The sequence below is a fragment of the Nocardiopsis sp. TSRI0078 genome, assembly GCF_001905145.1.
GTDB lineage: Bacteria > Actinomycetota > Actinomycetes > Streptosporangiales > Streptosporangiaceae > Nocardiopsis.
Map to the genome: position 1 here is coordinate 425,888 of NZ_LWLB01000001.1, position 18,563 is coordinate 444,450.

At 66.7% G+C, this 18,563-nt stretch carries 23 protein-coding genes and 2 tRNA genes; 13 read left to right on the forward strand and 12 right to left on the reverse strand.

The annotated features are described in order from the left end of the window. Nucleotides 1-15: 15 nt before the first annotated feature. The 3 genes from A6A08_RS01925 to A6A08_RS01935 form a co-directional block, all read right to left on the reverse strand. Entirely contained in the window at nucleotides 16-837 is an 822-nt protein-coding gene (locus tag A6A08_RS01925) for a nitrate reductase molybdenum cofactor assembly chaperone (protein WP_073700736.1), read from the reverse strand. A gap of 407 nt (nucleotides 838-1,244) precedes the next feature. Then, nucleotides 1,245-1,970, reverse strand: a complete 726-nt coding sequence (locus tag A6A08_RS01930) for an rRNA methyltransferase (RefSeq protein WP_073700737.1) — start codon at nucleotides 1,968-1,970, stop codon at nucleotides 1,245-1,247. Between the two features lie 74 nt (nucleotides 1,971-2,044). After that, nucleotides 2,045-2,119: transfer RNA gene (locus A6A08_RS01935), tRNA-Asp, on the reverse strand. Between the two features lie 97 nt (nucleotides 2,120-2,216). On the opposite strand from A6A08_RS01935, the gene A6A08_RS01940 reads away from it, so the two are divergent. Beyond that, the gene (locus tag A6A08_RS01940; protein WP_073700738.1) at nucleotides 2,217-2,633 is read left to right on the forward strand and encodes an RNA-binding S4 domain-containing protein; all 417 of its coding nucleotides are present in this window, start codon (nucleotides 2,217-2,219) and stop codon (nucleotides 2,631-2,633) included. A gap of 53 nt (nucleotides 2,634-2,686) precedes the next feature. Here the strand turns inward: A6A08_RS01940 and A6A08_RS01945 are convergent, their stop codons facing one another. The 3 genes from A6A08_RS01945 to A6A08_RS27845 all read right to left on the reverse strand — a co-directional run bounded on the left by A6A08_RS01945 (nucleotide 2,687) and on the right by A6A08_RS27845 (nucleotide 4,565). Beyond that, nucleotides 2,687-3,496: an alpha/beta fold hydrolase gene (locus A6A08_RS01945; RefSeq protein ID WP_199866816.1), complete on the reverse strand. Its 810-nt coding sequence runs from the start codon at nucleotides 3,494-3,496 to the stop codon at nucleotides 2,687-2,689. 178 nt (nucleotides 3,497-3,674) lie between these two features. After that, nucleotides 3,675-3,878 carry a hypothetical protein gene (locus A6A08_RS01950; RefSeq protein WP_073700740.1) on the reverse strand — a complete coding sequence of 68 codons (204 nt, stop codon included), beginning with the start codon at nucleotides 3,876-3,878 and terminating at the stop codon, nucleotides 3,675-3,677. Nucleotides 3,879-4,492: 614 nt separating this feature from the next. Further along, a tRNA-Ser gene (locus A6A08_RS27845) sits at nucleotides 4,493-4,565 on the reverse strand. A 525-nt stretch (nucleotides 4,566-5,090) separates the two neighbouring features. On the opposite strand from A6A08_RS27845, the gene A6A08_RS27275 reads away from it, so the two are divergent. Both A6A08_RS27275 and A6A08_RS27280 read left to right on the forward strand, forming a co-directional pair. Beyond that, a complete protein-coding gene (locus A6A08_RS27275; RefSeq protein WP_143181631.1) occupies nucleotides 5,091-6,026 on the forward strand; it encodes a hypothetical protein in 936 nt (311 codons plus the stop codon). Continuing rightward, the gene (locus tag A6A08_RS27280) at nucleotides 6,019-6,555 is read left to right on the forward strand and encodes a hypothetical protein (protein WP_143181632.1); all 537 of its coding nucleotides are present in this window, start codon (nucleotides 6,019-6,021) and stop codon (nucleotides 6,553-6,555) included. The genes A6A08_RS27275 and A6A08_RS27280 overlap by 8 nt, the downstream gene beginning before the upstream one ends. Before the next feature lie 6 nt (nucleotides 6,556-6,561). Here the strand turns inward: A6A08_RS27280 and A6A08_RS01955 are convergent, their stop codons facing one another. Beyond that, nucleotides 6,562-6,978 (reverse strand): ATP-binding protein, encoded by a 417-nt coding sequence (locus A6A08_RS01955; RefSeq protein ID WP_073700741.1) that lies wholly within the window; start codon nucleotides 6,976-6,978, stop codon nucleotides 6,562-6,564. 155 nt (nucleotides 6,979-7,133) lie between these two features. Here A6A08_RS01955 and A6A08_RS01960 point away from each other — a divergent pair, with 155 nt between their 5' ends. From A6A08_RS01960 to A6A08_RS01980, 5 genes are all read left to right on the forward strand, one after another. Further along, nucleotides 7,134-7,442 (forward strand): putative quinol monooxygenase, encoded by a 309-nt coding sequence (locus tag A6A08_RS01960; RefSeq protein ID WP_073700742.1) that lies wholly within the window; start codon nucleotides 7,134-7,136, stop codon nucleotides 7,440-7,442. Continuing rightward, nucleotides 7,439-8,647, forward strand: coding sequence for a helix-turn-helix domain-containing protein (locus tag A6A08_RS01965; protein WP_073700743.1), 1,209 nt, complete (start codon nucleotides 7,439-7,441; stop codon nucleotides 8,645-8,647). Before A6A08_RS01960 ends, A6A08_RS01965 begins: the two co-directional genes overlap by 4 nt. A 140-nt stretch (nucleotides 8,648-8,787) precedes the next feature. Next, entirely contained in the window at nucleotides 8,788-9,198 is a 411-nt protein-coding gene (locus tag A6A08_RS01970; RefSeq protein ID WP_073700744.1) for a plasmid replication, integration and excision activator, read from the forward strand. A gap of 107 nt (nucleotides 9,199-9,305) precedes the next feature. Beyond that, entirely contained in the window at nucleotides 9,306-9,557 is a 252-nt protein-coding gene (locus A6A08_RS01975) for a hypothetical protein (RefSeq protein WP_073700745.1), read from the forward strand. Beyond that, nucleotides 9,557-10,987, forward strand: a complete 1,431-nt coding sequence (locus A6A08_RS01980; protein WP_073700746.1) for an FtsK/SpoIIIE domain-containing protein — start codon at nucleotides 9,557-9,559, stop codon at nucleotides 10,985-10,987. The genes A6A08_RS01975 and A6A08_RS01980 overlap by 1 nt, the downstream gene beginning before the upstream one ends. On the opposite strand, the gene A6A08_RS27285 is transcribed toward A6A08_RS01980, so the two are convergent. Continuing rightward, nucleotides 10,948-11,145 carry a hypothetical protein gene (locus A6A08_RS27285; RefSeq protein ID WP_143181633.1) on the reverse strand — a complete coding sequence of 66 codons (198 nt, stop codon included), beginning with the start codon at nucleotides 11,143-11,145 and terminating at the stop codon, nucleotides 10,948-10,950. The two genes, A6A08_RS01980 and A6A08_RS27285, sit on opposite strands and share 40 nt — an antisense overlap. Nucleotides 11,146-11,226: 81 nt before the next feature. Next, nucleotides 11,227-11,415, reverse strand: a complete 189-nt coding sequence (locus A6A08_RS01985; RefSeq protein WP_143181634.1) for a hypothetical protein — start codon at nucleotides 11,413-11,415, stop codon at nucleotides 11,227-11,229. Between the two features lie 83 nt (nucleotides 11,416-11,498). Here A6A08_RS01985 and A6A08_RS01990 point away from each other — a divergent pair, with 83 nt between their 5' ends. From A6A08_RS01990 to A6A08_RS27850, 5 genes are all read left to right on the forward strand, one after another. Continuing rightward, nucleotides 11,499-13,190, forward strand: coding sequence for a replication initiator (locus tag A6A08_RS01990; RefSeq protein WP_073700748.1), 1,692 nt, complete (start codon nucleotides 11,499-11,501; stop codon nucleotides 13,188-13,190). A 2-nt stretch (nucleotides 13,191-13,192) separates the two neighbouring features. Next, nucleotides 13,193-13,369: a helix-turn-helix domain-containing protein gene (locus A6A08_RS01995; protein WP_073701062.1), complete on the forward strand. Its 177-nt coding sequence runs from the start codon at nucleotides 13,193-13,195 to the stop codon at nucleotides 13,367-13,369. Continuing rightward, nucleotides 13,366-14,613, forward strand: a complete 1,248-nt coding sequence (locus A6A08_RS02000) for a tyrosine-type recombinase/integrase (protein WP_073700749.1) — start codon at nucleotides 13,366-13,368, stop codon at nucleotides 14,611-14,613. Before A6A08_RS01995 ends, A6A08_RS02000 begins: the two co-directional genes overlap by 4 nt. Nucleotides 14,614-15,007: 394 nt before the next feature. Then, complete coding sequence (locus tag A6A08_RS02005; protein WP_073700750.1) at nucleotides 15,008-15,736, forward strand: DUF433 domain-containing protein; 729 nt, start codon at nucleotides 15,008-15,010, stop codon at nucleotides 15,734-15,736. A gap of 11 nt (nucleotides 15,737-15,747) precedes the next feature. Next, on the forward strand, nucleotides 15,748-16,167 hold the full coding sequence (locus tag A6A08_RS27850) for a hypothetical protein (RefSeq protein WP_158069246.1): 420 nt from the start codon (nucleotides 15,748-15,750) through the stop codon (nucleotides 16,165-16,167). 59 nt (nucleotides 16,168-16,226) lie between these two features. Here the strand turns inward: A6A08_RS27850 and A6A08_RS02010 are convergent, their stop codons facing one another. The 3 genes from A6A08_RS02010 to A6A08_RS02020 are packed head-to-tail and all read right to left on the reverse strand — an operon-like array spanning nucleotide 16,227 to nucleotide 18,050. After that, complete coding sequence (locus A6A08_RS02010) at nucleotides 16,227-16,463, reverse strand: hypothetical protein (protein ID WP_073700751.1); 237 nt, start codon at nucleotides 16,461-16,463, stop codon at nucleotides 16,227-16,229. A 2-nt stretch (nucleotides 16,464-16,465) separates the two neighbouring features. Then, on the reverse strand, nucleotides 16,466-17,302 hold the full coding sequence (locus tag A6A08_RS02015) for a phosphoribosylaminoimidazolesuccinocarboxamide synthase (RefSeq protein WP_073700752.1): 837 nt from the start codon (nucleotides 17,300-17,302) through the stop codon (nucleotides 16,466-16,468). 7 nt (nucleotides 17,303-17,309) lie between these two features. Beyond that, nucleotides 17,310-18,050, reverse strand: coding sequence for a GntR family transcriptional regulator (locus A6A08_RS02020; RefSeq protein ID WP_073700753.1), 741 nt, complete (start codon nucleotides 18,048-18,050; stop codon nucleotides 17,310-17,312). Nucleotides 18,051-18,563: the final 513 nt, after the last annotated feature.

The window sequence follows — 18,563 nt, forward strand, 5'->3', positions numbered from 1 at the left end:
GTCGGACCGCGTCGCCTACGGTTCTCCCCCGAGCCGGTCGGAGGCGTCGGTCCCGGTCCGGGCACCGGTGTCCGTGCCGGTCCGCGGCAGTGGAATCCGCGTCCCGTTCGGGACCGCCTCCGGATCCACGGCTGCGGTGAGCGGGCTCGCCTTCCCGGAGAGCGGACCCGGGGCGGGCGGGCGGAGAAGGGCGAGCCGGTGCGGCGGCCGTCCCCCGTCGGGGCGTCCGTGCGGGGTCGGCAGGGTCATCCGGACGGCGTCCAGGACACGCGCGTACGGGGTCCCGTGGTCGTGCAGGGCCTCGCCCAGCAGGTCCAGCCCGGGGCGCAGGCGCAGGAGCAGCGCCTCGCCCGTGCGGGCGTCGGCGCGGGCGGCGAACTCCAGGACGACCGCCAGGTGGTCGGGCGGTTCGTCGGAGGGCGCCGTCCAGCCCGCGTCGGCGTACACGCGCGCGACCTCGGACAGGGCGCGGTCGCGCGCGGAGGTGCCCCCGTAGCGGGTCAGGTGCAGGGACCGCCGGCCGAACACGTCCGCGTAGTGCCCGCGCAGCTCCGGCTCGGGCGTGGTGGACGCGTGCTCGCAGAACTCGCGGAGCGCCGTGCGCACCGCGCTCCAGGGCAGTTCGGCGACCGCCCGGGCCACCAGTGGCAGGCGTTCGAAGAAGGCCTGGCCGGGATGGCCCAGCAGGACGGAGGCGGCCTGGCGGGTGACCGCGGTCCGGTGGGCCCTGCGCGCGTCCCGGTCCGCCTCCAGCCATCCTGCGGTGCCGCGCACGCTCTCGTCCGGCGTGCCCCCGCCCGCCGTGTTCTCGTTCGCGCCGTCTGTGGTGGTGCTCATCGTCCGCCCCCTCACGCGGTGCGGCTTCCCTGCCGTTGTCACCGCCTCGGTGTCGCCATCGGGAAGGAGTCCGCGGGGCGGCCGTCACCGACCCGCGGGACCGGGCGGCGTGTGCGCCCGGGAGTCGCCGTGCGAGGGAGGAACACTGCGGAGACCAGTGGTCACCGCTTCCGCTAACGAATATGCCTCGTCTGCGTCGGATGTCACGTATCCCACACCGTGGTGGCCGAGAATCACCGCAAACCAGAAGGAGTCGGAAAACCCGTGGCGCAGACGGGAGGGGCCGCGGCCGCAGGCCGTCCGTTGAGGGTGGTGGAGGGTGACGAAGAGGGAGGAGCCGCGGCCGCAGGCCGTCCGTTGAGGGTGGTGGAGGGTGACGGGTGGGCGGTGCCCCCGCAGGGCACGCCCTACTGGGCGATGTCGCGTGCGCGGACCAGCACCGCCGCGCGGTTGCCGACCCTCACCCGCTCCAGTGCGCGCACGCCCTCCGGCAGCGCGACGCGCCGGGTCCTGGCGGTCACCACCGCCACGGCGCGCTCGGGCAGCACCCGCCCCAGGGACCTCAGGAATCCCCGCATCGGATCCTCACCCGGAACGGCGCCCGCCCACCGGGTCATCTCGCCGTAGGGCACGTCCGTCACCACCAGGTCGGCGTCCACGGGCTCCGTCAGGGAGAACACGTCCGCCACCGCCGTCTCGGAGGGCAGGTCACCGCCCATCGCGGCCAGTCCGGCGGCCAGGTCGCGGGCGGCCTCGGCCCGCTCCACGAAGGTCACCCGGCCGAAGTCCCGGGCGGACCGGCGCAGCTCCTCCTCGCGTTCCACGAGTCCCTCCCCGGTCAGCAGCCGCAGGTTGCGCTCGGCCAGGGCGACCGCGTCGGCGTCCACGTCCGAGGCGCGCACGTGGGTGAGGCGGTCCCGGTGCAGGAAGCCCAGTACCGTCGCGAGGTATCCGCTGCCGCAGCAGGGGTCCCAGAGGCGTACGGCCTCCCGGCCGGTGTGCACCATCGCCCGCTGGAACAGCTCGCTGGCCAGCCGTACGGGAAAGCCGGGAAAGCCCGGGGCGGAGCGCAGCACGTGTCCGCTCGCCAGCACCGAATGGTCGGTCCGCTCGACGGCGTACCGGTAGCTCAACGTACCTCTGCCCTTCCGTACTGGCCGGAGAAAGCCGAAGGCCCGGTGTCTGTGGACACCGGGCCTTCCTCACGCGGTCCTGACGGGATTTGAACCCGCGGCCTCCACCTTGACAGGGTGGCGAGCACTCCTAACTGCTCCACAGGACCTCGCTGCGGGTACAACTCTAGCGCGACTTCGGAGTACTTCGTACCGGTGGCCGCCTAGAGTGGCCCACAACGTCCCAGAGAAGCGAGAGGAACCGGCGTGAACGAGTCATCGGCCCCCCTGCCGTCGGGACCGGAGAGCACCCGGGTCGACCGCTGGCTGTGGGCCGTGCGCCTGACCAAGACCCGCTCGGACGCCGCCCAGGCCTGCCGTGGCGGGCACGTGCGCGTCAACGACCGCCCGGCCAAGCCCGCCACCACCGTCAGGGCCGGCGACAAGGTCCGCGTCCGCATGCACGGAGTCACCCGCATGGTCGATGTGAGCCATGTCATCGAAAAGCGCGTGGGAGCGCAGATCGCGACCCGCTGCTACGTCGACAACACACCCGCCCAGCCGCCGCAGGCGGCCGTGCCCCTCATCAGGCGGGACCGTGGCGCGGGACGGCCGACCAAGCGCGACCGGCGCCTCCTGGACAGGGTCCGCAACGACCTCCAGCAGGGGCCGCCACTCCCCTAGAACGTGTCCGGCGGGCACCCGCCCCGCCGCGCGGCGGCCCCCGGTCGCTCCGGTCAGTCGCGTGCGCGGAGCGGGTGCTCCGCGAGGAAGTCCAGGACCTCGCGCGTGGCCTTGGCCCCGGCCTCGTGCAGGTAGCCGTGCCGCACCCCGGGCAGGACCAGCAGCCGGGCGCCGGGGATCCTCTCCGCCAGGAGTGCGGCGTTGCCGACCGGGGTGAGGACGTCGTCCTCGCCGTGCACGACCAGGGTCGGCGCCCCGATGCCGGGCAGCAGGTCCCAGCCGTCGTAGCCCGTGCTCGCGCCGAAGTGCAGGCGCTGGGCGCGCAGCGGCCCGCGCGGCAGGATGCGGGTGACCGTGTCGGGGTGGGCGTCCGCCCACGCGGGGGTGTAGAAGAGCTCGGCGACCATGTCGCGTCCCTCGGCCGTGCCGGCCCGGCGCAGTGCCAGGGTGGACGACCTCGGGCGCTCGACCTCGTTGCGGCCTCCGGGAGCCGTGGCTCCCAGGACCAGCGAGCCGAGGCGTTCGGGCGCCGTGGCGGCGAGGGTCTGGGCGACCTTGCCGCCCATGGAGAACCCGTAGACGTGCGTCCGGGTGATCCCCAGCTCATCCAGGACGGCGAGGGCGTCGCCCACGAACAGTTCGAAGGTGTAGGGGTCGTCGAGGGGCGCGTCGCTGCCGCCGGTGCCGCGGAAGTCCATCCGCACGACCCGGTGGCGCCGCGCCAGCTCGGTGTGCACCCCGTCCCACATCTCGTGGTCGAGGGACTGCCCGTTGAGGAGCAGGAGGGGATCTCCCTCCCCGCGGGCGTCGTACCAGATGCGGGTTCCGTCAGCGGTGGTCACGTGGCTCACGGACCCGGACACTACCCGAAGAACCACGCATACGACGCGGTGCGCCGGGCGCGGGACCGTGCCCCAGGCCGCCCAGCGCCACAGCCGCTCGCCCGGCCCTTCGGCGTCGCCTACGCCCGCCCGGAGGACCCGTCACCTCCGGCCCGGGCTCCTGCGTCTCGGGCGGGGATGTCACGACGATGACGGACGGCTACGGGGCGGCTGAGGGAGGGGCGTTGTCAGGCGCGTGCCGCTTCTCCTGCTTCCTCACCTTGTCCAGTAGCACGAAGAAGATTCCGGCGTTACCGAGGAGCATGAGCCCTGGGAACACCAGAACCTCCACGAACGCCAGGGCCGACCCCGCCAGGTTGATCAGGGCCATGAACAGCAGCGGTGGTTCCCAGGAAGCTTTCATGCGGTGGAGACTCCTGTTCCGTGCGTGTGCTCGGTCGTGCTGGTCGGAGGGTCCGGGGCAGGTTTCTCCTCGGGCGGAGGAGCGGCCCGGGATTCGCGCTTCCTCGCTTCCTTCCGTGCCCGGCCAGGAACACCGCGAAGAACAGGGTGTTGAACACGAGGAGCGGGACCGGCACCACATGGCCGTGGCTGAGCGACAGTACCGACGCGGTCAGGCTGAGAACGGTCGTCACGAGCAGGGGCGGCACCGACCACGGTTGCATCCGGCCTCTTCCTTGGTCGTTCGAGGGGCGCCTGACGCCCGCTCCCACGGGCAGGTCCACCCGGGCCGGACGCCTCGCGCAACCGCTGGCGCAGGAGGTGGCCGAACAGGTCGCCGCCGACCACGGCGTGTGGGTCCGTCCGGTCTCTCTCCGACGCACGAACATCGTCGCCGGTGTCACGGAGGCGATCGACGTTCCGTGCGGGTCCACCCCGGCATCCCGGTGTCCTGACTGCGCAACCGCGCCGAGATCGCCGCCTGGGCCGGGGGGAACCGCCTGACGGACCAGGTCGGGAACATCGAAAACGCCCGGGACCTGATGGTCTCCGGGCGCCGGTACTGCTCAGTGTGAGTGGCTAGGGGCGGGGTCGAACCGCCGACCTTCCGCTTTTCAGGCGGGGTAGGTGGTGGGTCGCCGTGCTGGCCTGCGGGGTGGATATCCGTTCGGGTCCGGGTGAGTCCATCCCCGGTTGCTGTCGTTGCTGTCACCGCTGCTGTCACTTCAATGTGTCTCCGGCCTGCCCTGACGTAGGGGAAGGCGGTCCGCCACAGCAGTGCCGCGCGTGCGCTCCTCCGTCTGCCGCCACTCCCCCGGCCGCGGGACTTCGGCAACCACGGTTCCGGGCCGAGGTGCCCGATAGCGACGCGGCGGTCACCCCAGACAGTCGTAGCCCGCTATCGGGTGCCTCGGGATCTGAGCACGTCATCGACCTTTGGGACCAAATGCCCTGACAGGCGTGTATGCCCTACGTCACCATAGACGGGTCGGACAGCTCTGGCCCCGCTCGCCGTACGGGCCTGTCCAACAGATGTTGCGTGCGTGCGGCCTACGGCCGTGCGCTCGGGACCGGGCGGCAGCCCGCAGCCCGAGCGGCGGCCGGAGGCCGCTGCGACGGCGCTCGCGCCGTCGCCTTGATCTCATACAGCCCAATTCGGCACCGAGGAAGTGACTTGCCACCAACTGAGACCACAAAGGAAGATCCCTGGTTCGCAGGAAAGAATGGAACCATTCTTTTTTATCGAGTAAACCGTCGACCACTGCAAAATCCATCCCTAAACGCCGAGCAGCCCGACTCAGTAATGGATCACCTAACAGAGGTTCTTCTATTCGGAGAAGTAGTTTCTTCGGGTCGCGGAAACAAAAGGAACTGGCTCCTCGGAAATAGAGAAATTGCAGACAACGAGGAAACCCTAATGGGGCAGATCGGCTGGAGGCGGGACGGCAGCGAGACACAAGACGAGTACGACCCCGAAAGTAAGCGTTGGGTCGACGTCACCAGAGACAGAGACTCCTCGGGGCGGTCCGCTTTTTGCTTTGACAGCAAATCAAGAATTCTCGGAGTCCTCAAGCACCCATCGTTTGACGAAAAAACACTACCAGTGGTTTTCCAGGAAATTATGAACATGGGAGAGCAGAGGAGGAGTTGGCCTTCAACGGAATGGTCCGTAGAGCCCCTTCCAGATAATAAAAAGTTCACCCAGTGGCTGCGGGAAGTCGACTCAGTTCAACAAATCAACCTCGTCGCGAAACTACCCAACCCCGATGGCCTAGACGAATTTGGAAAAGTGTGGGAAGACATGAATTCCATGCGGGCCAGAAAAATACAACAAGTAGTCGAAGCCGTAGACAGCAGTGGACTTGAGAACATACAGCAAAATGAACGAGTATCCAATCACATCGCCATGAGCGAACGCGCGTACGGCTACGCCACGGCTCGCGGGATAAGGAACGGAAGGAAAGTCGTTTACGACCAGAGGAAGAACGTACAGCGCGCAAACACTGACGACATGCCCGCCCTGTGGCCACAAATAATGAATGTCATCAAGAGTCACGTCAAAGCCCGAGGGGAGAAGTTTCTCCGCGAAAACTTGAGAACAAATGAATAGGGAACTAAGAAAGTATCAATTTGGCTTCTGGTACAACCTGAAATCCTCTCCAGTTGGCCAGCTCATCGGAATCGAAGGCGCGGCAGCGCTAATAATATCCCCTGCCGCCGCTTTTTTGTGCCACAAGTTCCTGAGCGTAGAAGAAAGGATATCTCTGGCAAACGACCTACTCGGAACCACAACAGGCATACTAGGAGTGCTTTTCGCGGCTTTTGCAATAGTCGCAGCCCTCCTATCCGACTCATACTCACGCTTCATCCAAAGGAGCACAGGAAGAATTCACAGCTTCTACTCACCTTTTATTATAGTCATCGGAGTGGCCATTGGTACAATATTCTCAATAATCTCATACAAGGCATTCTCAAAGCACTTGCCAACACCATGGGAGATAGCTTTTTTTGGAGCTACTACCTTTCTCTTCTCCTACACTCTTCTCAATGTCTTGGCGCTAGCGAGAAATATGTTCGCGCACGGTGTAACGAGGGTTCTCTTACTCGAGATAGAGTCTCCCGTTGAGCGGGAAGAATAACTACTCTTAGAGGTTGACAAGAAACCAAGTCTTGCGACCAGACAGAGTGGCGTGGCTGCCCCATGAAGTAGCCAGAGCGTCAACGAGGAACAGGCCGCGACCGTGTTCGGCGTCGGGTTCGGGCTGCGCCACATACGGGGCGTCGAAATACGAACCGCCGTCGTGGACGGTAACGCGCACACTGCGGCCGTGCTCGTGCTCGACGAGGACACCGAACCCCGCCCCAGGAAGACTGGACGGCGTGTGCCGGACGGCGTTGGTCGCCAGCTCGCTCGTGAGTAGTACGACATCGTCCAACACAGGGCAGTCCGCCAACCGCTCGGGGACGAACGCACGCACTGCGGCGATCTGCTCGGGGCGGCCGTAGAACCACCCGTGGTGGACGCTCACCGTACGGTTGGGCCTGTCTGCATGGAGGGACATGGGGTTTCACCTCGTGCTCTAGGTGCAGGGGGCAGACACTGAGCTGCATGACTAGTACTATTAGTACGGCTACCGTACATTGAATGCGTGTGTAGCGCACTGGTTTGCGCGCACAATAAGTACGGGTCTTGTAGTCGAAGTGAGGAGAGTGCCCCATGTTCGGACTGTCTGTGCGGTTCACGCTGAAGGACGAGGCCGCCGCCGACGGCTTCGACGCCCTGGTGGCGGAGACGCTTCCGCACATCCGCCAGAGCGAGCCGGGCACGCTCGTGTACGCGGTCCACACGGTGGAGGACAAGCCGCTGGAGCGGATCTTCTACGAGCTGTACGCCGACCGCGCCGCCTTCGAGGCGCACGAGGAGCAGCCGCACGTGAAGCGCTTCCTGGACGCTCGCGGCGCGTTCCTGGCCTCAGCGGACGTGGACTTCCTGGACCTGGTGGACGCCAAGGGTGTGCAGGAGTGAGTACCGACTACCAGAAGGCGCTGGGCCGCAAGGTGGCCAAGCACCGCAGACAGCGCGGGCTCTCCCAACGGGAGTTCGCCGGACTCGTGGGACGCTCCGAGACCTGGGTGTCCCAGGTCGAACGCGGGGTGCGCAAGGTCGACCGGATGGTGGTCCTCGAAAAGCTGGCTGAGGTCCTGGAGATCCCCGTCTCCGAGCTGGCGGCCGAGGCGCCCATCGTCGCCGCCTCCAACGAGGAACCTCCGGGCAGTAGTCGCCTGCGCCTCATCCTCAGCGGGTCGCACGCCCTGGCCGCGCTGCTGCGGCGCAATCCCGCGTCGGTCGACATGGACGGCCTTCGCCAGCGGGTGGACCGCGCCTGGGAGCTGACGCACGCTAGTGCCTACATGGAGCTGACCGAGGTCCTGGAGTCGCTGATCCCCGACCTGGAGTCGGCCGCGCGCTCGGTCCCCAACGGTGAGCGCCTGGAGCTGTTCCGTCTCCTCAACGCCGCGTACCGGGCCTGCTCCTCCACGCTCTCCCGCCTGGGCGAGTACGAAGCGGCGTGGATCGCCGCCGACCGTGCCATCACGGCGGCCGAACGGGCGGAGGACCCGCTCCTCATGGCGGCGGGTGAGTTCCGCCTGTGTCTGACCTTCCAGGGGGCACGCCACTACGACCAGGTGGAGGCCACCGCACAGACCGCGTGTGAGGCTCTGGGCGGCCTGGTGGAGGAGGGCAACCCCGAAGCGATGTCCGTCTACGGCGCGCTGACCCTGCAACGGGCGGTCGCCGCCGCACGCCGCAACAACGCCACGGTCGCCTACCGGCACGTGGCCGAGGCCAAGCGGATCGCGGACACCATCGGCGGAGAGCGCAACGACTTCAACACCGAGTTCGGTCCGGCGAACGTGGGTCTGCACGAGGTGTCCGTGGCGGTGGACCTGGGCGACGCTGGCGTGGCCCTGCGGGCTGCGGACGGCGTGGACGTGTCCATCCTGTCCCCGGAGCGCCGAGGCCGCTTCCTCATCGACGTGGCACGCGCCCAGCTCCAACGCCGCAACGCCGACGCCGCCGTGGCCACCCTGGAGGAGGCAGAGCGGATCACGCCCGAGCAGGTCCACTCGCACCCGATCGTGCGACAGGTCGTGGGTGACCTCCTGGCGATCCAGGACCCCGCCGGAACAGCGCTGACCGGCCTCGCGAGAAGGGTGGGCGCACTCTGAGTGCTAGCTAGTACTTCATGTACTATACAAAATAAAAAGTGCGGATTAGTGTGTGGTGGGTCGCACAGTCCTTCCTGCTGTGGAAGGCGCGACCGACCACACACTTTCGTTTGCGCCGACAGGCGCGGTGAGGAGTCCGCATGGCTATCCAGGGTGCGTTGCCGGTCGAGTTCGGCACGGTGTTCCCGCACGGTGCCTTCGCCCTCGGGGCGGAGGCGATCACCGACTTCGAGACCAAGCGGCCCCAGTTGGACAAGGACACGGGGTTGCCGCTGTGGGCGGTGGACGTGATCGACGCCGACCCCGAAGCACGGGGCAAGGCCAAGTCGGTGAAGGTCAAGGTCGCCGCCGAGGTCTGCCCGACCCTGCCCGACGAGGTCCCGGGGCTGCCCTTCCGGCCGGTCGAGTTCGAGGCGATGGCGGTCATGCCCTACGTCGACGACAACGGCCGTCGTCCCCGGGTGGCGTACTCGCTGCGCGCCCGTGGCGTGAAGGCTCCCGGCGGCACCGCTGGCGGTCGTCGCGCTCCGGCGGCCAAGGACGCCGCCTGACCCGCCACAAGACATGAGACGGGGCGGCCTGGTGCGCCAACACCTAGCCGCCCCTGTGAACCCCTCCCCAAGCCCTTGCACAAGCTTCGTGAAGAGGTGTCCTCAGTATGTCCGAAAACCGACCCGACCTGTCCACACTGACCGGACCACAGTTGGTCCGGGCCTTCCTCGCCGAGTTCGACAAGCCGCGCACGACACCGGCTGAACGGGCGGCGTTCTTCGACTTCAAGGCACGGGTGTTCACCGCCATCGCTGAGCGGGACGCCAACCCGGACGCGGCTCGCGCCGCTGCTCGCGCCCGTGTGGCCCGTGACCGGCTCCTGGCCCAGACCGACACCGTCAACGGCGGTGAAGCGTGATGCTGCGTCAGCCCAAGGTGGGGGCCGCCCAGACCTCCCCGACCCTCCCCACTCCCGCCCAGGGAGTACGGTTCACCACTCCCGTCGTGGAGACTCCCGGGATCGTGGTCCTGGCCTCCTGGGTCTGGCGGCTGGTGCGCTTCCTTCTCACCCTGCCGTTCCGGTTCCCGGTCATGCTCGCCTGCCTGGCCGCTTCTGCCGGGGCGTGGTGGTGGCTGGACTGGCCCGGCCTCACTGCTCTGTGGGGTGCCGCTGTTGTGGTGTCCCTGGTGTGGTGGCGCACCTGGCCGGACTCCTACCGCACCTGCGTCACCTTGCGTCTGCTGGCGTGGTGGCGGCACCTGTTCGTGTACCGGCGTCACTGGCAGCCGGTGTTGGTGATCTCCGGGCTGGCCGAGTCCTACCAGGAACGCCGCTACCTGCCCCGTATCCGCCGTGTCCGCTGTAACTCCTGGGCCGACTACGTGCGCGTCTCGCTGGTGGCCGGAACCTCCCCGGCCGACTTCGAGCACCGCGTGGCCGAGTTGGCGCACGGGTTCGCCGCTCCCTCCTGCCGGGTCGTGGTCAACGGTCCCCGGGACATCACGTTGGAGTTCCCTCGCCACGACACGTTGGCTGAACCCCTGGACGCCCTTCCAGTTCCTGAGGTCCCGGACCTGGACGCGCTCTCGGTCGGCCAGAGGGAAGACGGGTCACCGTGGCTGTTGCGTCTGCACGGAACCCACGTCCTGGTCGTGGGCGTGACGGGGGCCGGCAAGGGATCGGTGATCTGGTCCACCGTGCGCGCCATCCTCCCCGCTCTGGCCGATGGAACGGCGCAGGTGTGGGCGATTGATCCCAAGCGCATGGAGTTGGCCTACGGACGCGACCTGTTCGCTCACTACGCCGACACCGGCGAATCCGCGGTGGCCCTGCTCGAAAAGGCAGTAGCGCAGATGCAGGAGCGGGCCGAACGCTATGCGGGCAAACAGCGCTCCCACATCCCGACCACCGATGACCCGTTCGTCGTCGTGCTCCTGGACGAGGTTGCCTTTCTGACCGCCTATCACCCCGACCGGGGTGTGCGCCGCCGCGCGGAGAACGCCATCGCCACCCTGACCTCGCAGGGGCGTTCGGTCGGCTTCGCCGTCCTGGCCGCATTGCAGGACCCGCGTAAGGAGGTCATGAACCTGCGCAACCTCTTCCCCGACAAGGTCGCCCTGCGCCTGGACGAGGCATCGCAGGTGGACATGGTCCTCGGCGAAGGAGCACGCGAACGCGGAGCGGAAGCCCACCTGATCGACCCCACCCTTCCCGGGGTGGCCTACGTCCGCATGGAGGGCTCACCGTCCCCGGTGCGGGTGCGGGCCGCCTACGTCTCCGATGACGACATCACCACTATGGCTGATGGTTACGGGGTGGGTTCCTCTTCTGCGGGAGAGATGGCCTGATGCTCGCGATATTCGGCCAGTTCGACCCGATAGAGAAGAGCGGCGTACACCAGGCACACCACTCCGCAGAAGAGCACCCACACAATCGTGGAAAGCACCAGGAAGTCGAACACCGCCCCAGCAATGCCGAACGCAATCAGGCCGACGCTGAAGAGCAAGTATCTGAGTCGTGGTCGCCGGGGCCTCATACGGTGGGGGTCTCCCGCTCTCTGGGTGTACTCGGTCAGGCTGGCAACGGGCTACGAGGCAGGCCCCTCGTCTTCGGAGGGCGCGGGCTGCTGGGCACTCTTCTTACGCCCGTAACGCTCCCACGCGGCCCAGCCGAACAGAGCCGCGTAGTAAACACCCATCCACGCCAAGGCAGCCACGGGATTCACGTAGCTCAGCAACAGCATCCCCACGAAGTAGGGGAAGCCAAAGTTGATCATGCCTCGCAGGAGCCAGCGGTCCGAGGATCGGGTGGGGCTCATCGGGTGGGGGTCTCCCGGTCTGTGGTTGTGGGGGTGGGCTGATGCCGACGCCTACCGGTAAGTCCACCCGGGCCGAACGCCTCGCGCAACCGCTGGCCCGTGAGGTGGCCGAACAGGTCGCCGCCGACCACGGCGTGTGCATCCGCCCCGTGTCCCTTCGACGCACGAACATCGCGACCGGTGCCAGTGAGGTGATCGACGTTCCGTGCGGGTCCACGCTGGAATCCCGGTGCCCGGCCTGCGCTAAAAGGAAGCGGTCGCTGCGGCGGATCCAGTGCGAGGAGGGTTGGCACCTGGCTGAGGAACCCGTCGTGGAACCTGACCCGCCGTCCGAGGAACAGCGCTCGTGGGTGGAGCAGCGGGCCGTGGTGACCGCCGAACGGGATCGCCTCGCCGCCACGGGGTCGGCCTCGGTCGAGGATCTGTCCGCGTTGGATGTGGCGATCGCGGACCTGGACGAGGAGATCACCGCCTCCGGCCTACGCGGCTCCATCACCCGCTCCACAGACTCCCCGGCCTCGTCCGGGACCCGGCGAGTGCGCTCGACCAAGCGGCGTCAGGACGTGCCCGACCTTCCCAAGCGACCCATGACGAGGAAGACGGTCGGCCGCGCGTTCACCGATCCTGCCTCGGGCAAGGTGTTCCGGCCCTCGCTGTTCATCACCCTGACGTTGGACTCCTACGGGCGGGTGCGCTCGGACGGCACTCCAGTGGATCCCTCGACGTATGACTACCGGCGGGCCGCTCGGGACACCCTGCACTTCTCCAAGCTCATCGACCGGTTCGTGCAGAACCTCCGACGGGTCGCGGGGTTCAATGTCCAGTACTTCGCGGCCGTGGAACCCCAACGGCGGTTGACTCCGCATCTGCATATGGCCACCCGTGGCACGATTCCTCGGGCCGAGCTGCGCCAGATCGCCGCCGCGACCTACCACCAGGTGTGGTGGCCCGCCGCTGACACGGTCCGCTTCGAGGGCGACCACCTGCCGGTCTGGGACGAGGACGCCGGGACCTACCTCGACCCGGCCACGGGTGAAGTGCTGCCCACTTGGGACGAGGCACTGGACACCCTCGATGATGACCCGGACGCGGAGCCCTTCCACGTGGTCCGCTTCGGCCGACAGGTGGACGCCAAAGGGGTCGTGGCCGGGTCCGAGGACGCGTCCCGGTGTGTGCGCTACCTGGCGAAGTACCTGACCAAGGACATCGCCGACTGCCACACCGTCGAAACGATCTCGCAGGAACAGCACGTGGACCGGCTCCTGGAGGCGCTGCGCTTCGAGCCGTGCTCGCCCCGGTGCTCCAACTGGCTCCGGTACGGCATCCAACCCGACCAGCCCAAAGCCGGTCTGCGTCCCGGGTTCTGCCGGTCCAAGGCGCACCGCCGCGAACACCTGGGCTACGCGGGCCGCCGCGTCCTGGTCTCGCGCAAGTGGTCGGGAAAGACCCTGGCCGACCACAAGGCGGACCGCTTGGCCTGGGTCCTCAACGCCCTCGGTGTCGACCCCGCCAACGAGGACCAGGCGGACGAGGACAACCCGCGTTCCCCGGTGCTGGCCTCGGTCTCCTCGGGCTCCTTCGCCTGGGAACTGGCACGCCCCACTGATCCCGACGTGGCCCCTCGGGAGCAACGCCTCCTCCGCGCGGTGGGTGAAGCACTCAAACGCCGCGCCCAACTCGACGCCGCACGCACTCCCGAACTTTCGGCAACTCCTGAGCAGGAAGCAGCGTGATCATGACCGAACTCCTCCTGACCGTCGAAGAGGCCGCCGAGCGTCTGCGGGTGAGCCGCTGGATGATCTACAACCTCATCCGCTCCCGCACCCTCCGCACCGTCAAGATCGGGCGTCGCCGCCTGGTCCCCGTCGCCGCGCTCCCCGAGTGCCTGGAAGCCCTGGAGGACGCCGCGTGAGCGCTTCTGAGAGCAACACCAGCCGTCGCAGGGGTCGCAGGCGCGCCAACGGCGAGGGAAGCGTCTGGCAGCGCAAGGACGGCCGCTGGGCCTTCGCGGGGTACGTGCTGACCACCGGGGGCACCTACAAGCGCGTACAGGGCTACGGCCGCGACCAGGCGGACGCCCGGACCAAGCTGAACAGGCTTCTGGCCGACTCCGACCGAGGCATCCCCGTCGCTTCGGAGAACTGGACGGTGGCCGAGTACCTGGACTACTGGCTGGAACACGTCGTGCGCGCCGAACGCCGCCCCAAGACCGTGCAGGGGTACGAAGGCGTCGTCCGTCGCTACCTCGTCCCCAGCTTGGGAAAGAAGCGGCTGGCCAAGCTCACCGTTCGGGATGTGCGGTCCTTCGTCACGAACATTCGGCAACTGTGCCAGTGCTGCCGCAACGGCATCGACGCCGCCCGGGACGAACCCCGCTGCTGCGCGCTCCCCCAACCCCAATGCTGCGAGCACAGGCTCTCCGCGCGCATGGTGCAGTCCATCCACGCCGTCTTGCGCAACGCGCTCCAAACGGCGGTCCGTGAGGAGGTGATCCCGCGCAACGTGGCGTCCCTGGTCAAGGTCTCTCCCCCGCGCTACGCGGTGAACCGGGGCCTGGACGTCGCCCAGTCCCGGCGTCTGCTCAAGGCGTCGGAGAACGACCGGTTCCACGCCCTCTACGTCCTGGCGCTGTGCCTGGGCCTTCGTCGGGGCGAACTGCTCGGGCTGCGCTGGTGTGACGTCGACCTGGAGGCGGGTCGTCTGGAGGTGGTCCACACCCTGCAACGGGTAGGCGGAAAGCTCTCCCTGGTACCGCCCAAGACCGACGACTCGGCGCGGACCGTCCCCCTCCCCGGCTTCTGCGTGGACGCGCTCAAGGCGCACCGGAAGCGGCAGTTCCTCGAACGCTCGGACGCCTTCCCCGGCTGGGAGGAACACGGACTCGTCTTCCCCTCCCGCAGGGGGACTCCCCTGGAGCCGGACAACCTTCGGCGGAGCTGGGAGCCGCTGCGGCGCGAGGCCGGCCTGGAAGGGGTGCGCTTCCACAACCTTCGGCACACGTGCGTGACGCTGCTGCTGAACCTGGAGGTGCCGCCACAGGTGGTCCGGGAGATCGTCGGGCACAGCGACATCGGGGTCACGATGACCATCTACGCGCACGCCTCACTCGACGACAAGCGGCGGGCACTGGGGAAGCTCGGGGAAGCGCTCGGCTGAACCGGTTACTGTCACGTTGCTGTCAACGGGGCACGAAAAACGCCCGGAGCCATGGTCTCCGGGCGCCGGTACTGCTCAGTGTGCGTGGCTAGGGGCGGGGTCGAACCGCCGACCTTCCGCTTTTCAGTAGGCCACACTGACCAGAGAAGCACCTGCGCTGACCTGGATCGACAGCTCCATAGTCTCGGACGTAGTCGAACTTGGCCGCATATTAGCCGTCACTGCTTGCGGTTCCCGAGCAACCATGCAGCAGAGTCACCCCTTGAGCTCCCTGCGGTTCGCCAGCCAAGCTGGGGGTAGAGAGCCGGTACGGCCAAGGTAGCCCAAGACAGTACAGGCTCCTGCTGAGATGCAATACTGGCCCTCCAGCGAGCTAGCCAGAGGAGGACCTACCATGCCTCGCACACTCGCGAGCGTTCCTCCGCTCGACGATCCGGCCTACACTACACCGATCTACCATCGCCCAGAGGTTGCGCGCCTAATAGGCATCCGACCAAACACCCTGCGCAACTGGGCCAAGGGTTACATCATTAAGCGACCGGGGAGGTACGACACCTCCTCGAAGGCGCTCATCACAACCATCCCCACCGCCAATGGGCGCGGACCGAGCATTCCTTTTGTAGGCCTAGCCGAGTCATACATGCTTGCAGCATTCCGCCAGGCCGGAGTACCAATGCAAAGGATCAGGCCTGCCTTGCGGCGCCTCGAAGAACAAATTGGCCTACCTCAGGCGCTAGCCAGCGAACAACTGATGACGGACGGCGCTGAGGTTCTCTGGGAATACAGAGAAACCACTGACAACCCCTTGGAAAAAGAAGTCGTGGACGAACTTGTCGTCCTACGCAACGGCCAGGGCGTTTTTCGCGAGGTAGTCAAAGACTACCTGGTTCGAGTCAGTTACGAAGATGGATGGGCCAAAGTCATCCACTTGCCAACATGGAAGAATGCCGACATCTTTGTTGACCCAAGGATCAACGGCGGGAAGCCCACTGTAGCCAGAAGAGGGATCCGCGTGAGCGATATCATTGATCGCTCAACCGCTGGCGAGAGCAGCGAAGACCTGGCATACGACTATGAACTCGAGATCAGCGAAGTGGAATCTATAATTTCAGGCGCAGCTTAGTCGAGGAATCAATGACTCCCCCCCTTGATGGCCTGACGTTCTTTCTCGATAGAGGCCTCGGATCCCGTATCGTAGCCAAAGCCCTCAGGGAACAAGGGTGGCGCCTGGAAACGATGGATGAGCGGTACGGCAAGCAGGCTTCTCAGAACATCCAAGACGTCCAATGGATATCCGAAGCCACAAGCAACGGTGACGTGCTTTTGTGCAAGGACCTGAGAATTGCCTCAAACCCGCTCGAAGCCCGATGCATCTACATGAACAACTCTCGCGTCTTCGGCCTAAAGAACCGACACATGACGGGGCCACAAATGGCCGATTTGTTCATTTCCATGGGCACGAAGATCGGGAATATGGCACGCGGAGCCAATGGCCCTTATGTCGTCTCCGTATCCTCTGATTCCTTGAAGAGAAGGAAGCTTCTATTCCCCTAGAAGGGGGGAACACAGAAAAACCCGGATCAAACGACCCGGGCTTCCTTTTTCCTGTCTAACTAATCCTTCGAGCGGCAACCCGAACGCTTCTCGTCAGCTTCTTCCCAGGTGCGGTTCATCGCTCCCTTGAGGGCTTCCACCTGGTCAACGACGGGCGCCACTCCGAAGGAACGCAGCATCAGCATGGCGGCCTGCTCCGGCTTCGGGTCGTCCTGCGCAACCGGCTGAAGGCCCTCGCTCTCCAGGAGTTCCCGCACCTGCCGCACGAGCTTGTTGCGGTCGTAGCTCTGATACATGCTCACGCCTCCCAGCGCTTGCCGGTGATCCGCTCGTAGACCTCGATGTACCGGGCCCGGGTCGCCTCTACGATCTCATCCGGGATCTCAGGACCGGGAGGCGTACGGTCCCAGTCGGTGACCGTGCTGGACCAGTCCCGCACGAACTGCTTGTCGAACGCGTGCTGGGGCCTGCCCGGCTGCCAGTCGTCCGCAGGCCAAAACCGCGAGGAGTCGGAGGTCAGCACTTCGTCGGCGAGCACGAGAGTACCGTCCGCCGCGCGGCCGAACTCCAGCTTGGTGTCAGCGATGATGATGCCGCGCTCAGCCGCGATCTCCGCGCCGCGCTTGTACACGTCCAGGGTCACCGTGCGCAGGCGGTCGGCGGTCTCCTGGCCGATCTCCTCGACAACGTCGGCGAAGGTGATGAACTCGTCGTGGCCCTCGGTCGCCTTGGTCGTGGGGGTGAAGATCGGTTCGGGGAGCTTGGACGCCTCCACCAGGCCCTCGGGGAGCTGGATCCCCGAGACCGTGCCCTGCTTCTCGTACTCCTTGAGCCCCAGGCCCGCGAGGTAGCCGCGGGCGATCCACTCCACAGGAAGCATGCTGAGCTTCTGGCAGCGCACGGCACGCCCGGCCCACTCCTCCGGAACGTCGGTGGCGGAGATGACGTGGTTGGGCACCACGTCGGCGAGCTGATCGAACCACCACAGCGAGAGCTGGGTCAGAACCTTGCCCTTGTCGGGGATGGGGGTGGGCAGCACGACGTCGTAGACGCTCACGCGGTCCGAGGCCACCAGGATGAGGTCGTCACCGTCGGCGTAGACGTCGCGCACCTTGCCCGAGTGCAGCAGTTCCATGTCGCTCCTACCTGGAGATCTCGTAGTTGTAGGTGGCCCAGCGACGGGCCACGGAGACGGACTGGCCGAACTCGATCACGTCGCCTTCGGCGTTGAACACCCAGTTCTGCTTGCGCAGGACCGGGGAACCGAGCGGGATGCCCAGCGCTGCGGAGTCCTCCTCCGAGGCGATGTCGGCGCGGAGCTGGTCCTTGCCGGTGGCGGGTGTGAGGCCCGTCTTCTCCTGGACGTACTTCGGGGTGCCCTGGGGCAGCCGCTTCGCCTCCAGGAGCAGCGGTGCGCTTTCGGCCAGCTCTCCGTTGAACCAGGACGTGCTGGCTGAGGAGGGCACGTCATCCCGGAGGGTGACCCGCTGACGCCGGATGACGTTCGTGCCTGCGGAAACGCCGAGGGCGTCCGCGACTTCCTCGGGTGCCGGCACCAGTTCGGCCGCGCGGATCTCGGCACGCTCGTTCGCCGCGTAGATCCGGCCTTCCAGGCTGCGGACCACACGGTCCTTGGCGCTGTCCGCCGCCTGGTCGCGGGTGACGATGCTGCCCTTGCCGGGTTCGCTGCGCACCAGGCCCTCAGCCTTGAGCGTCCCGACAACCTTGGTGGCGGTCGCCAGCGAGATCTTCCACTTCGCGCTGATGGCGCGCACGGAGTCGATCTTCTGCCCGTCCTGGAGGACACCGGACTCGATCTCGGCCTTGATGTGCTTGACGACCTGCATGTAGGGCGGGTCGGTGCGTTGGACCTGAGGCGACACGTGTGGCTCCTTCGTGGTGAACACGATCAGTGTACTAGTACGCATAGAGGTACAGGCATGTGAGCTAGGGCTCTACGACCTGCAACACGCTGCGGCCCAATGAATATGCCAACTGTACTAGTACGCCAAACGCTCGCGTGCTATAACAGTTGCACGGCCACAGGCCGCAGCCCGGAAGAGGACTCCGGTGACCAGGGCAGAGCCCTGTCCCATCGCGTGGAATCCCGGAGCGCACGAGCTTTGACAAGCCCTTGAGGCACATAGCGCGCACGCCCTGACCCCATCCCGAGCTCTCAAGGGACGGCGAAGGGAAGACGTGGCCACGGCACCCCGACAAGGGTGCGCCGCCCCAGCAAGAGCAGGGGCCGCATGGCATGGCCGCGCCGCACCCCAGGGGTGCCTGTCCGCCCCCGCCTCCCGACACAACAAGGGACACGCGGGGCCGGGCCGGGACCACCCGGGTCCACGAGAAGCCGCTAACGGCTCGAACCACTGATCAAGCAGAGACGAGCC